The organism is Amycolatopsis sp. lyj-84 (assembly GCF_046549075.1).
Lineage (GTDB): Bacteria > Actinomycetota > Actinomycetes > Mycobacteriales > Pseudonocardiaceae > Amycolatopsis.
The window spans coordinates 123,503-136,245 of sequence record NZ_JAJPWO010000014.1 but is presented as its reverse complement, the minus strand read 5'-3'; the positions used below and the strand labels follow the sequence as shown (position 1 = coordinate 136,245).

At 70.4% G+C, this 12,743-nt stretch carries 13 protein-coding genes; 12 read left to right on the top strand and 1 reads right to left on the bottom strand.

Going from position 1 to position 12,743, the window contains the following annotated elements:
- Window positions 1-11: 11 nt before the first annotated feature.
- The 5 genes from ACLJRM_RS34405 to ACLJRM_RS34385 all read left to right on the top strand — a co-directional run bounded on the left by ACLJRM_RS34405 (window position 12) and on the right by ACLJRM_RS34385 (window position 4,678).
- Entirely contained in the window at window positions 12-554 is a 543-nt protein-coding gene (locus ACLJRM_RS34405) for a PH domain-containing protein (RefSeq protein ID WP_410665458.1), read from the top strand.
- A complete protein-coding gene (locus tag ACLJRM_RS34400) occupies window positions 551-2,056 on the top strand; it encodes a PH domain-containing protein (RefSeq protein ID WP_101606275.1) in 1,506 nt (501 codons plus the stop codon). Before ACLJRM_RS34405 ends, ACLJRM_RS34400 begins: the two co-directional genes overlap by 4 nt.
- Before the next feature lie 121 nt (window positions 2,057-2,177).
- Window positions 2,178-2,939, top strand: a complete 762-nt coding sequence (locus ACLJRM_RS34395; protein ID WP_410665457.1) for an isocitrate lyase/phosphoenolpyruvate mutase family protein — start codon at window positions 2,178-2,180, stop codon at window positions 2,937-2,939.
- Between the two features lie 10 nt (window positions 2,940-2,949).
- Window positions 2,950-3,969, top strand: coding sequence for an aminotransferase class V-fold PLP-dependent enzyme (locus ACLJRM_RS34390; protein WP_410665456.1), 1,020 nt, complete (start codon window positions 2,950-2,952; stop codon window positions 3,967-3,969).
- Window positions 3,970-4,057: 88 nt separating this feature from the next.
- Window positions 4,058-4,678, top strand: coding sequence for a hypothetical protein (locus tag ACLJRM_RS34385; RefSeq protein WP_101606277.1), 621 nt, complete (start codon window positions 4,058-4,060; stop codon window positions 4,676-4,678).
- A 109-nt stretch (window positions 4,679-4,787) separates the two neighbouring features.
- On the opposite strand, the gene ACLJRM_RS34380 is transcribed toward ACLJRM_RS34385, so the two are convergent.
- On the bottom strand, window positions 4,788-5,726 hold the full coding sequence (locus ACLJRM_RS34380) for a ferritin-like domain-containing protein (protein ID WP_410665455.1): 939 nt from the start codon (window positions 5,724-5,726) through the stop codon (window positions 4,788-4,790).
- Window positions 5,727-5,861: 135 nt separating this feature from the next.
- Between ACLJRM_RS34380 and rimP the strand changes: the two genes are divergently transcribed.
- The 7 genes from rimP to ACLJRM_RS34345 all read left to right on the top strand — a co-directional run bounded on the left by rimP (window position 5,862) and on the right by ACLJRM_RS34345 (window position 12,668).
- Window positions 5,862-6,401 carry a ribosome maturation factor RimP gene (gene rimP / locus ACLJRM_RS34375; protein WP_101606278.1) on the top strand — a complete coding sequence of 180 codons (540 nt, stop codon included), beginning with the start codon at window positions 5,862-5,864 and terminating at the stop codon, window positions 6,399-6,401.
- Window positions 6,398-7,438, top strand: a complete 1,041-nt coding sequence (gene nusA / locus ACLJRM_RS34370; RefSeq protein WP_101606279.1) for a transcription termination factor NusA — start codon at window positions 6,398-6,400, stop codon at window positions 7,436-7,438. Before rimP ends, nusA begins: the two co-directional genes overlap by 4 nt.
- Window positions 7,435-7,764, top strand: coding sequence for a YlxR family protein (locus ACLJRM_RS34365; RefSeq protein ID WP_410602430.1), 330 nt, complete (start codon window positions 7,435-7,437; stop codon window positions 7,762-7,764). Before nusA ends, ACLJRM_RS34365 begins: the two co-directional genes overlap by 4 nt.
- Before the next feature lie 144 nt (window positions 7,765-7,908).
- Window positions 7,909-10,950, top strand: coding sequence for a translation initiation factor IF-2 (infB, locus tag ACLJRM_RS34360; protein WP_410665454.1), 3,042 nt, complete (start codon window positions 7,909-7,911; stop codon window positions 10,948-10,950).
- Between the two features lie 71 nt (window positions 10,951-11,021).
- The gene (locus tag ACLJRM_RS34355; protein ID WP_101606282.1) at window positions 11,022-11,315 is read left to right on the top strand and encodes a DUF503 domain-containing protein; all 294 of its coding nucleotides are present in this window, start codon (window positions 11,022-11,024) and stop codon (window positions 11,313-11,315) included.
- Window positions 11,316-11,344: 29 nt separating this feature from the next.
- Window positions 11,345-11,821 (top strand): 30S ribosome-binding factor RbfA, encoded by a 477-nt coding sequence (gene rbfA / locus ACLJRM_RS34350; protein ID WP_101606283.1) that lies wholly within the window; start codon window positions 11,345-11,347, stop codon window positions 11,819-11,821.
- Window positions 11,802-12,668, top strand: coding sequence for an alpha/beta hydrolase (locus ACLJRM_RS34345; RefSeq protein WP_410665453.1), 867 nt, complete (start codon window positions 11,802-11,804; stop codon window positions 12,666-12,668). Before rbfA ends, ACLJRM_RS34345 begins: the two co-directional genes overlap by 20 nt.
- Window positions 12,669-12,743 lie beyond the last annotated feature (75 nt).

The window sequence follows — 12,743 nt, the reverse complement described above, 5'->3', positions numbered from 1 at the left end:
AGGCTATTACGATGCGATCGCATTGTAAACGAACGTCGGGGGTGAATTCGGTGGAAGCCGATCGGGGGAAGGTGCGGCTGAGGCCGCCACGGAACGTGCTGGATCAGCGGGTCGTGGGCTGGTGGCGGCTGCAGGGGACGCTTTTCTGGGCCTCGCCGGTGCTGGTCCTGGCACTGCTCGGGCTGCTCGTCCCGCCCGCGCGGTTCTGGCTGCTGATGCCGGCGGCGGTGTTCGCGGTGCTGGGCCTGGTCTGGGTGATCGCGATGCCGCTGTGGTGGTTCAAGGTGCACCGCTGGGAGGTCACGGAAACCGCGGTGTACACGCGTTCCGGGTTCTTCTGGCAGGAGTGGCGGGTCGCGCCGATGTCGCGGATCCAGACGGTGGACACCCTGCGCGGGCCGCTGCAGCAGCTGTTCAAGCTGGCGACCGTCACGGTCACCACGGCGTCGGCTCGGGGCGCGGTCAAGATCCGCGGGCTCGACCACGAACTGGCCGCGAGCCTGGCGGAGCAGCTCACCGAAACGACGCAGGCGACGCCGGGGGACGCGACATGACCTCGGGTGAGTTCGAAGGCTGGAGCACGCTCGACAAGCGGACGCTCGCCGTCACCGCGCTGACGATGGCCGGCGCGGCTGTCGGGGCCGCGATCCCGGCCACCGTCGCGATCGTGGGCGGCGGCGGGAACTTCTGGGTCACCCTCGCGTGGGTCGTGGCCGGTGGCGTGGTGCTCGTCGGCGGCGGCGTGCTGCTGGATCTGTTCAACTGGAAGGCCGTGCGGTACCGCGTCACGCAGGACCGGCTGGAGACCGCGTTCACGCTGGTCTTCCGTTCGCGGAAGTCCCTGCAACGCGAACGGATCCGCAACGTCGATCTGACGGCCAACCCGCTGCACCGGCTGTTCGGTGTCGCGGTGGTGACGATCGGCACCGGATCGCACGAGTCGGGCGGGCAGGGCCGGATCAAGCTCAATCCGGTTTCGCGCGCCGAGGCCGAGCGGTTGCGCGCGGACCTGTTGCGCCGTGCGGAAATCGCGGAGACCGACGAGGACGCGCCGCTCGCCGAGCTGGACCGGAGCTGGATCCGCTACGCGCCGATGTCGTTCCTGAGCCCGGCGCTCGGGCTCGCCGCGGGTGGCGGGCTCATGCAGGTCTCCGAGTGGGTGGGGCTCCAGAAGGGCCTGATCGACTGGGTGATCGACCTGTTCAGCGGGATCCCGCTGGTGGTGGCGATCCTGATCCTGCTGGCGATCGCGATGGTCGTCGGCGTGGTCGGCGCGCTCGGCCTGTGGATCGAGATGTGGTGGAACTACCGGCTCGACCGCGAAGCCGGCGGCACGCTGCGAGTGCGCCGCGGGCTGTTCACCACGCGCTCGATCTCGATCGAGGAAGCCCGGCTGCGCGGCATCGACCTCGTCGAGCCGCTCGGGAACCGGATCTCCGGCGCGGCCAGGGTCGACGCGATCGCCACCGGCATGCGGCAGAGCGACGACCAGGACAAGACCGACTACCACACGCTCTTGCCCGCCGCGCCGATCGCGACGGCCAACCGGATCGCCGCGGAGGTCCTGCGCGAGCCGGTCTCGCCGACCGAAGCCGTCCGGCTCACCGGGCATCCGCGAGCCGCGCGGGGACGGCTGCTGCGCTGGTGGGTCGGTTCGGTGGTGGTGCTGCTGGCGATCTTCGCGATCCTCGGCTTCCTGCTCACCGGCGTCCTCCTGGTGATCGGCGCCGCGCTCGGGGTGGTCCTGCTGCCGGTTTCGGTGCTGCTGGCGCTGGACGCCTATCGCAACCTCGGGCACGGGATCACCGGGCGGTACCTCGTCGGGCGGCACGGGACGGTGCGGCGGAGCACGTTCGCGCTGGAGCGCGACGGCGTGATCGGCTGGACGGTCAAGCAGTCGGTGTTCCAGCGGCGCAAGGGACTGCTGACGGTCGTGGCGACCACGGCGGCCGGTTCCGGGGCGTACTCCGTGTACGACGCGGGGGAGGAGCAAGGGCTGCTGTTCGCCGAGGAGTCGGTTCCGGAGCTGCTGACGCCGTTCCTGGAACGCGCCTGAGGCCTCACCCGAAGTACGTGAAGGCCCCCTTACCTACCCTGAAGGTAGGGAAGGGGGCCTTCATGTACTTGGCCCGGACACTTCGGCCGCCGCCGAAACGTCCGCTGGCTACCGTCGTGACATGACCGCATTCGCCGCACTGCACGCCCCCGGTTCCCCGCTGCTCCTGCCGAACGTCTGGGAGTTCGGCACGGCCGCCTTCCTGGCCGCGCAAGGCTTTCCCGCGCTCGGCACCACCAGCCTCGGCGTTTCGGCCGCCGAGGGCGAGCCGGACGGCGCCCCGTCCTCGAAGGACGTCACCGTCCGGCTGGCCCGGCGGCTCGCCGGACTGGACGCGCTGATCAGCGTCGACCTCGCCGACGGGTTCAGCGACGACCCGGGCGAGGTCGGGGCGCTGGCGGCGGAACTCGCCGAAGCCGGCGTCGTGGGCATCAACCTCGAAGACGCCCTCGGCGATCCCGTGCTGCACGCGGCCAAGATCGCGGCGGCGAAGGAGCGCGCTCCCGGTCTCTTCGTCAACGCACGCACGGACACGCATTGGCTGGGAGAGCCCGACATCGAGGCCGCGATCGCCCGCTCTCTGTCCTACGTGGACGCCGGGGCCGACGGGGTGTTCGTGCCGGGGCTCTCCGGGGCCGAGGACGTCGAGCGGCTGGTGAAGGCCGTCGGCGTGCCGGTGAACCTGCTGTTCCTGCCCGGCAAGGTCACCGTCGACGGCCTGGCCGGACTCGGCGTCGCACGGATCAGCCTCGGCTCGCTGCCGTACCGGATGGCGCTGGCCGCCACGCTGCGCACGGTGGAGGCCATCCGTGACGGCGGCGAACTCCCGCTGGTCCCGCCGTCCTACGACGACGTCGCGGCCTTGCTCCCGGAATCTCATTAGCCTCGTGGGCATGCAGACCTTCGGAGCCGAATTCGCCGTCCCGCCCGGTTATCTGAACACGCCCAGCATCGGCATCCCGCCGTCGCACGTGGCCGACGCGGTGGCGGAGGCCGTCGAGCGGTGGCGGCGCGGCGAGGCCCGGCCCTCGGACTTCGACGAGCCCGTCGCGCGGACCCGGGCGGGATTCGGCGCGCTGATCGGGGTCCCGGCGGAGCGGGTCGCGATCGGGGCGTCCGTCTCGCAGCTGATCGCGAACGTGGCGGCCGGGCTGCCCGACGGCGCCAGCGTGCTGGTCGCCGGGAACGACTTCACCAGCGTCACCTTCCCGTTCGCGGCGCAGGCGTACCGCGGGGTGAAGGTCACCGAAGTCCCGCTGGCCGAGCTGACCGAACGCGTCGGCGGGCACGACCTCGTCGCGGTCAGCGTCGTCCAATCGGCGGACGGCACCCAGATCGACCTGGAGAGGCTTCGCGCCGCGGCCGAGGCGGCGGACGCGGCGGTCCTGCTGGACGTCACCCAGGCAGCCGGCTGGCAGCCGCTCGACCTCGGCTGGGCCGATTGGGTGGTTTGCGCCGGGTACAAGTGGCTGCTCGCGCCGCGCGGGGCGGCCTGGATGGCCGTCCATCCGCGAGCGCTGGAGCGGGCGACGCCGGTGGCCGCGAACTGGTACGCCGGGGAAGACCGCTGGCAGACCGTCTACGGCCTCCCTCTGCGGCTCGCGGACGGCACCCGGTCGCTCGACCTGTCCCCGGCCTGGCTCTCGTTCGTCGGCGCCGCCGCCTCGCTGGACTACCTCGGCTCCTTGGATCTCAGCGCCGTCCGCGCGCACTGCGTGGGTCTCGCCGACTCACTCCTCGAAGCGCTCGGGTCACCCGGTCAGGGGAGTGCGATCGTCTCGCTCGACGCGGACGCCGGGAAGGTGGCGGAAGCGGGCATCGTGGCCGGTACCCGGGCCGGAAGGCAGCGATTCGGGTTCCATCTCTACAACACGGCTGACGACGTCGAACGCGTGATAAGCACGTTCAGGTGAACCTTCGGGGCGGCGTGAACTACCGTATGTTCCCGTGGTTGGTGCGCAATTTACCCCGGGAGCGACGGAAACGGCCCGGCTTCAGCCGGTGCGACCGGCAGGGCCGGGTGGGCCGCCGCCCGCCCCGAAGCCGTCGAGGGACACCAAGGGCCTCGCGCTGAAAGGTGCCGGGCTGGTCGCCATCGCGGTCGTCTCGGCCCTGCTCTGGTGGCTGATCCGGCACGAGCCGGAGACGACCCCGGTCGCGGATCCGCCCGCCAAGAGCGGGCAGTTCCAGTACACGCTGATCGAGGGCCCGCAGGTCACCTCCGACTGCGCGAGCAAGGCCTACGGCGACACCAAGGACTTCTTCACCCAGACGCCGTGCACACGGCTTTCGCGGGCGCTGTACACGACCGAGACCGCCGGGAAGAAGGCGCTGGTCTCGGTCGTCCTGGTCACGATGCCCGGCGAGGTCACCGCGACCCAGCTCAAGGCGCTCACCGACAAGGACGGCACGGGCAACGTGTCCGACCTGGTGCGCGACGGCACCTTCAAGGGCCAGGGCGTCCCGAAGATCTCCGGGCAGGACGCGGCTTACGACTCCCACGTCACCGGGCCCGAGGTGGCCATCGTGCTGGCCGGTTTCTACGACAAGCAGACCGACAAGCCGGTGCTGGAGCGGATCGCGACCGACGCCCTGCGGCTTTCGGGTGACCTGCGCCGCTGAGTTTTTCACGCACTTCCCAGTGCTATGAAAGGCCCGTTACTTGCAAAATTTGCAAGTAACGGGCCTTTCATAGCGCGCGCGGCGACGCCTCACCGCCGCCGAAAAGACTTCAGGCCGACTGACCCGGCATCGCGATCGCCACCGGGGACGCGCCGAACTCCGCCCGCCAGGCCGTCCCCCGCCGCGCCGACCCGATCAGCGCGTTCAACGCCGTCGTCCGCAGGGCCGCGTCGTCGGTCCGGTCGATCACGCCGAGCCAGGCCGCCGTCACGTCCGCCTCGGCCGTCGCCACCAGCTCCATCGCCGAGTTCGCCTCGGTCACCGGCTTCGGCGGCACGTACGCGGCCTCCGGTCCCGTGGGTGTCTGGCCCGCCGCGGAAAGCATCCGTTCGCAGACGTTCCGCCGTTTGACGTGCTCGGCCGTGCCCCGCGCCACCGCACCGCTGAAGGCGGCGGGCAGGTAGGCGCTGACCAGCCCGTACACCCAGATCGCCGCGTGTTCGGTGGCCAGCGCCTGCTGGACGGCCTCCGTGGTCTCCCCGCCGAGCTGGACTCCGGCGGGCACCTCGACGGCTCCCGCGTCGTCGCCGCGGCCGAGTTTGTCGGAGCTCTGCTGCAGTGCCGCGCAGCCCGCCGCGATCGACGCGACCATCCCGGCGCGGTAGCGGGGCAGCGAGGGCACGAGACCCTCGGCCTGCTTGCGTGCCTGGGCGAGCCGTTCCTTGAGCCCGTCCACGGACGACGGCGGGGTCTCTCCCGGGCCCGCCTGTTCCGGCTTGGGGCGGTTGAGCCGGTCCACCTCGGGCTTGAGCGCCGCCGCGTGCGCGGCCCGCGCGGTGGCGACGGACTCGGCTTCGGCGCCGGTCAACGCCTTCGCGCCCGCCGCGTCGGTCTCCGCCGCGCGCAGCAGCGGACCCAGCGGATCGGGGGTTTCGTCGAACCCGGGGGAGCAGGCGGCCGCCAACGGCACGGCCAGCGCGGCCAGCGCTCCCATCCGCAGGAAAGCGCGACGGCTCGGCAAGGTGGGCTCGGTCGATCTTCCGGTCACGCCGCCCCATCCTGCCAGTACCCCGTGCGGGGCCGCCGCTCGCGCGTCACGCGGGGGTCACCAGATAAGCTGGCCCACTACCGAACCCGGATCCACACCGCCGGGTCGCCCACAGCCGAACAGGAGCGCTCCACCGTGCCCAACGACCTCGCCAGCAGGCTGGAGCCCATCGTGGCCGAAGCCGTCAAGGCCGCGGGTTTCGACCTCGATTCCTTCGAGGTCCAGCAAGCAGGCCGCCGCCAGCTGGTCAAGGTCGTCGTCGACGGGGACGACGGCGTCGGACTGGACGAGGTGGCGAGCGTCAGCCGCGCGGTTTCCGCCGCGCTCGACGAGAACGAGCACGTGATCGCCAGTGCGTACACGCTCGAAGTCACCTCGCCGGGCCTCGACCGGCCGCTGACCGTGCAGAGGCACTGGCGGCGCGCGAAGTTCCGCCTCGTCAAGGTCACGCCCGTCGAAGGCGCCGCGTTCATCGGCCGCGTGGGGCACGCCGGCGAGAAGGCCGCGCGCGTGCTCGTCGACGGCGAGATCCGGGACGTCGGTTATGCCTCGGTGGCCAAGGCGGTCATCGAGATCGAGTTCAAGCAACCACCTGCCGAGGACCTGAAACTGTTGGAAACCGATGCGTCGGCCCTGAACGCCGCCACCACAGAGCCGAAGGAGGAGCCGAAGTGAACGTCGACATCGCCGCGCTGCGCGCGATCGAACGGGACAAGGACATCCCCTTCGAGACGGTGATCGAAGCGATCGAGACCGCGCTGCTCACCGCGTACAAGCACACCGAGGGCCACCAGCCGCACGCCCGGATCGACATCGATCACAAGAGCGGCCTCGTGCGCGTCCTCGCGCACACCCTCACCCCGGACGGCCAGACCGACGAGGAGTGGGACGACACCCCCGAAGGCTTCGGGCGGATCGCCGCGACCACCGCGCGGCAGGTCATCCTGCAGCGCCTGCGCGACGCCGAGCACGAGAAGACCTTCGGCGAGTTCTCCGCCAAGGAGGGCGAGATCGTCGCCGGTGTGGTGCAGCGCGACGCGCGCGCCAACGCCCGCGGCATGGTCGTCATCCAGGTCGGCGACATCGAAGGCGTGCTGCCCTCGATCGAGCAGGTCCCCGGCGAGTCCTACGAGCACGGCAACCGGATCAAGGCGTTCGTCGTCACCGTCGCGCGCGGCAACCGCGGACCGCAGATCACGCTGTCGCGTTCGCACCCGAACCTGGTGCGCAAGCTGTTCGCCCTCGAGGTCCCCGAAATCGCCGACGGCACGGTCGAGATCGCCGCCATCGCGCGCGAGCCGGGGCACCGGACCAAGATCGCCGTCCGCTCGACGGTGCCCGGCGTCAACGCCAAGGGCGCCTGCATCGGCCCGGTCGGCGCGCGGGTGCGCAACGTGATGAGCGAACTCGCGGGTGAGAAGATCGACATCATCGACTTCTCCGAAGACCCGGCGAGGTTCGTCGGGAATGCGCTGTCGCCCGCGAAGGTTGTCTCTGTTCGGGTCGTCGACGAGCGGGCCAAGACCGCTCGCGTCGTCGTCCCGGACTTCCAGCTTTCGCTCGCGATCGGCAAGGAAGGGCAGAACGCCCGCCTCGCCGCCCGTCTCACCGGTTGGCGAATCGACATCCGCAGCGACGCCGCCCCTGAGCAGGGTGATGAAGCACACGCCGGGCAGGCGCGGCCCGCCGCGGCAACCGGTTCGGCTGAGTGAAGGTCGAAGCGCTAGACTTACGAGTGGTTCAGAGCCCGCGGCCGGGAACCGACCTCCAGCGCGACCGGGAAACTCCGGTTCGCACCTGTGTGGGTTGCCGTCGGCGGGCCTTGATCGGTGAGTTGCTGCGAGTGGTCGCGGCGGACGGACGGCTGATCGTCGACGAGCGTCGGCGGTTGCCGGGCCGGGGTGCTTGGTTGCACCCCGTGCCGGACTGTCTTGCCAAGGCCGAGCGGCGCAGAGCGTTTCCCCGAGCACTTCGTGTTCCGGGGTCGCTTGACGCCCAAGGTGTCCACGAACGCCTGGAGCGGCTCGCCGAAAGCTGAAGGCGCCGGGACATCCCCGGTGCCAGTTGGAATCAGGAAGCAGGTCGACCCGTCATGAGTCAGCCGTGAAGCTGAATCAATGAACGCGCGACAATAGGACGAGGTCTGCGGGTCTGCCGCCGGCCTCCCCAGATGAGGAGAGCTGTGCCAGGCAAGGCCCGAGTACATGAGCTCGCGAAAGAGCTCGGCATCACCAGCAAGGAAGTTCTCGCCAAGTTGAAGGAACAGGGCGAGTTCGTGAAGTCCGCGTCGTCCACCGTCGAGGCGCCCGTCGCCCGCCGTCTCCGTGACGCGTACCCGTCCAAGGACGGCAAGAAGAAGCCGGTTCCGACCCCCGGTCCGCGTCCGTCTCCGGCGCCGCCCGCGAAGCCCGCCTCCCCGGCTCCGGCCGCGAAGCAGGCTCAGCCCGCGCCCGTGGCGAAGACCGAGGCCCCGGCGGCCGCCCCCGCGGCGTCCGCTCCGGCCGCGTCGTCGGCCCCGGCTCCGGCCCAGCAGCCGTCCCGTCCCTCCACCCCGGGTGTCCGCCCGGGTCCGCGCCCCGGCCCCCGGCCGCCGGCGCCGAAGGAAGAGGTCGCTCCGGCGGCGAAGGCCGCTCCGGCCGAACCCCAGCAGGAGACCCCGGCAGCACCGGCCACCCCGCCGGCGTCCTCGACGCCGTCGCAGGGTTCGGTCGTGCCGCCGAAGCCGCAGGGCCCCAAGCCCGGCGGCCCCAAGCCCGGCCCGCGCACCCCGCGTGTCGGCAACAACCCGTTCGGTGTGGGATCCGGTGCCCCGGCCCAGCGTCCGTCGGGACCGCGTCCCGGCGGCGGGAACCAGCAGGGCGGCGACAACCGTCCGCCGCGTCCCGGTGGCGGCCAGCAGGGTGGCGACACCCGCCCGCCGCGTCCCGGTGGCGGCGCTCCCGGTGGTAACCGGCCGAACCCGGGCAACATGCCCCCGCGCCCGAACCCCGGCATGATGCCGGGCCGTCCGGCCCGTCCGGCCGGTGGTCCCGGTGGCGCCCGTGGCGGTCCCGGCGGCGGAGCCCGTGGTGGCCCCGGCGGCGGCGCTCGTGGCGGTCCCGGTGGCGGCGGCGGAGGTTTCCGCGGCGGTCCCGGTGGCGGCGGCGGTGGCGGTGGCGGTTTCCGTCCCGGCGGCGGTGGCGGTGGCGGTGGTTTCCGTCCCGGTGGCGGTGGCCCCGGTGGCGGTGGCGGTGCCCCGGCCGGTGGCGGCGGTTTCCGCGGCGGCGGCGGTCGTGGTGGCCCCGGTGGCCGTGGCGGTACCGCGGGTGCCTTCGGGCGTCCCGGTGGTCCCGCTCGCAAGGGCCGGAAGTCCAAGCGCCAGAAGCGCATGGAGTACATGGACAACATGCAGGCGCCCAGCGTCGGTGGCGTTCGCCTGCCCAAGGGCAGCGGCGAAACGATCCGTCTGCCGCGTGGCGCTTCGCTGACCGACTTCGCCGAGAAGATCGACGCCAACCCGGCTTCGCTGGTGCAGGTGCTCTTCCACCTCGGTGAGATGGTCACGGCGACGCAGTCCGTGTCGGACGACATCCTCGAGCTGCTCGGCGGCGAGATGAACTACGTCGTCCAGGTCGTCAGCCCGGAGGAAGAAGACCGCGAGCTGCTGGAGACCTTCGACATCACCTACGGCGAAGACGCGGGTGAAGAAGAAGACCTGCAGGTCCGTCCGCCGGTCGTGACCATCATGGGTCACGTCGACCACGGTAAGACCCGACTGCTCGACACGATCCGCAAGACGAAGGTGCGCGAGGGCGAAGCCGGTGGCATCACCCAGCACATCGGCGCCTACCAGATCGAGACCGAGCTCGAGGGCGTCCCGCGTCTCGTGACGTTCATCGACACCCCGGGTCACGAGGCGTTCACCGCCATGCGTGCCCGTGGTGCGAACGCCACGGACATCGCGGTCATCGTGGTCGCGGCCGACGACGGCGTCATGCCGCAGACGGTCGAGGCGATCAACCACGCGCAGGCCGCCAAGGCCCCGATCGTGGTCGCGATCAACAAGATCGACAAGGAGGGCGCGAACCCGGACAAGATCCGGCAGCAGCTCACCGAGTACAACCTCGTGGCCGAGGAGTACGGCGGCGACACGATGTTCGTCGAGATCTCGGCGCGGGAGAACATCAACATCGATGGTCTCCTCGAGGCGATCCTGCTGACCGCGGACGCCGCACTCGACCTCCGGGCCAACCCGGACATGGAGGCCCAGGGTGTCGCGATCGAGGCGCACCTGGACCGCGGTCGCGGTCCGGTCGCCACGGTGCTGGTCCAGCGCGGAACGCTGCGCGTCGGTGACTCCGTCGTCGCCGGTGACGCGTACGGCCGCGTGCGGAAGATGGTCGACGAGCACAACGTCAACGTCACCGAAGCGACCCCGTCGCGTCCGGTCCAGGTCATCGGGTTCACCTCGGTGCCCGGCGCCGGTGACACGTTCCTCGTCGTCGACGAGGACAGGGTCGCCCGGCAGATCGCCGAGCGGCGTTCGGCCCGTACCCGCAACGCGCTCAACGCGTCGCGTCGTAAGCGGGTCAGCCTCGAAGACCTCGATGAGGCCTTGAAGGAGACGAGCACCCTTAACCTGATCATCAAGGGTGACAACTCCGGTACGGTCGAAGCGCTCGAAGCCTCGCTGATGCAGCTGGATGTCGGCGAAGAAGAGGTCGAGCTCAACGTGGTCCACCGCGGTGTCGGTGGCGTCACGGAGTCCGACATCGACCTGGCGACCGCGTCCAACGCGATCGTCCTGGGCTTCAACGTGCGGGCACAGGGCAAGGCGACCGAGCGGGCCACCCGCGAAGGCGTCGACGTCCGGTACTACACGGTCATCTACCAGGCGATCGACGAGATCGAAGCCGCGCTCAAGGGCATGCTCAAGCCGATCTTCGAAGAGGTCGAGCTGGGCAAGGCCGAGATCCGCGGGATCTTCAAGTCGTCGAAGGTCGGCACGATCGCGGGTTGCATGGTCATCTCGGGCGAGATCCGGCGTAACGCCAAGGCGCGTCTCCTCCGTGACGGCAACGTCATCGTCGAGAACCTGCCGATCAACTCGCTGAAGCGCGAAAAGGACGATGTCACCGAGGTCCGCGAGGGCTTCGAGTGTGGTCTCACCTTGGGCAGCTACAGCGATTTGAAGCTCGGAGACGTCATCGAGACGTACGAGCAGCGCGAAAAGCCGCGTGCGTAAGTGACACGGCGGCGCTCCCTCGCATCTGGGCGGGGGAGCGCCGCTTCACTTCTATCCAACCCAGAACCCCCATGTTCGTAGGAGCTCTTGAGCTCGACATCCTGCTGGGCGACGTTCACTCGCTCAAGCAGAAGCGATCCGTGATCAAGCCGGTGCTGGCCGAGGTGCGCAGGCGTTTCGACGTCTCCATCGCCGAAGCCGGGCAACAAGACCTGCACCGGCGGGCGCTGATCGGTGTGGCCGTGGTCGCGGCGACTGGCGAGCACGTCCGGGACGTGCTCGACTCGTGTGAGCGCTTCGTGGCCGGAAGGCCGGAGTTGGAACTGCTCTCCGCTCACCGCCGGCTGCTCGGCCCAGATGACTGACGGAAAGATCTTTCGAGGAGAAGAATCCCATGGCCGACCCCGCTCGGGCCCGCAAGCTCGCCAAGCGGATCTCACAGATCGTCGCGCACGCGATCGAGCACGACATCAAGGATCCGCGGCTCAACCACGTGACGATCACCGACACGAAGATCACGGCCGACCTGCACGACGCCACGGTCTACTACACGGTGCTCGGCGAGAACCTGGAGTCCACGCCCGATCACGCCGGTGCCGCGGCGGCGCTCGAATCCGCCCGTGGCGTGCTGCGCACGAAGGTCGGACAGGGCACTGGAGTCCGCTACACTCCGACGCTGGCCTTCGTGGCCGACAGCATCCCTGAGGACGCCAAGCGCATCGAGGACCTCCTCGCGAAGGCCAGGGAAGCCGATGCCGAGGTCGCCCGCCGGGCGACAGGGGCACAGCACGCCGGTGAAGCCGACCCGTACAAGCCGCCGCGGGAAGAGGCCGAAGACGATGAGTTCGCCGATGAGGAGACCCGGGGCTGAGCGAGTGAGCCACGCCGTGACCCGGCGTGGCCTGCTGCTCGGAGCCACGGCTCTCGGGGGCACGGCACTGCTTTCCGCTTGTGGTACCGGAAGAGCACCCCTGATGGGGCCACCACCGGTGGCCCCGCCGACCAGGCCGACCCCGTTGACCGAAGCGGTCACGGTGCAGAAGATGCGGTCGGCGGCCCGGAACCGGGACGTCAACCTGGTCATCATCGCCCCTGACGGCGTGTCCCGGGTCGGGCTGTCCGTCTGCGTCGCCCTGCACGGGCGCGGGGCGGACGCCCGGACGTTCCTGAACCTCGGTGTGCAGGACGCGCTGAACAAGGCCGTCTCGGCCGGCATGCCCGCCTTCGCGGTGGCCGCGGTCGACGGCGATGACTACTGGGTGGACGTCGGCAAGGGCGACGACCCGCAGCGCATGCTGTCCGCCGAACTCCCCGGCTGGCTCGCCCAGCGCCAGCTGCGGCCGCCGACGGCGATGTTCGGGATCTCGATGGGCGGTTTCGGTGCACTGCGCTACGCCCGCGACCACAAGGACCTCAAAGCCGTCGCCGTCGCGAGCGCCGCCCTGTTCGTGAGCTGGCCCGATGCCAAGTCCCGCAAGGTTTTCGCCGATCGCGCGCAGTGGGAATCGCATGAGCCGCTGCTGCACACCGACGACCTCTCGGCGGCGTCGACAGGGGTGTGGTGCGGGAATTCGGATCCCTTCGCCCGGGCCGACCGCAAGCTCATCAAAGCGCTCGATCCCGCCGTCGCGAAGATGTCCCCCGGTGAGCACAACGACGACTACTGGCGCGAGATCATGCCCGAGGTGGTGAAGTTCGTGGGGGACCGGATGGCCTGACCGCACGCGCCGCCTCCCCTCCCCGACGCTATGAAAGGCCCGTTACTTGCAAATTTTGCAAGTAACGGGCCTTTC

Excerpts from the sequence above, each read along its gene's own strand:
- ACLJRM_RS34405 (WP_410665458.1), top strand. The coding sequence starts at position 12 with ATGCGATCGCATTGTAAACGAACGTCGGGGGTGAATTCGGTGGAAGCC.
- ACLJRM_RS34400 (WP_101606275.1), top strand. The coding sequence starts at position 551 with ATGACCTCGGGTGAGTTCGAAGGCTGGAGCACGCTCGACAAGCGGACG.
- ACLJRM_RS34395 (WP_410665457.1), top strand. The coding sequence starts at position 2,178 with ATGACCGCATTCGCCGCACTGCACGCCCCCGGTTCCCCGCTGCTCCTG.
- ACLJRM_RS34390 (WP_410665456.1), top strand. The coding sequence starts at position 2,950 with ATGCAGACCTTCGGAGCCGAATTCGCCGTCCCGCCCGGTTATCTGAAC.
- ACLJRM_RS34355 (WP_101606282.1), top strand. The coding sequence starts at position 11,022 with ATGTTCGTAGGAGCTCTTGAGCTCGACATCCTGCTGGGCGACGTTCAC.
- rbfA (WP_101606283.1), top strand. The coding sequence starts at position 11,345 with ATGGCCGACCCCGCTCGGGCCCGCAAGCTCGCCAAGCGGATCTCACAG.
- ACLJRM_RS34345 (WP_410665453.1), top strand. The coding sequence starts at position 11,802 with ATGAGGAGACCCGGGGCTGAGCGAGTGAGCCACGCCGTGACCCGGCGT.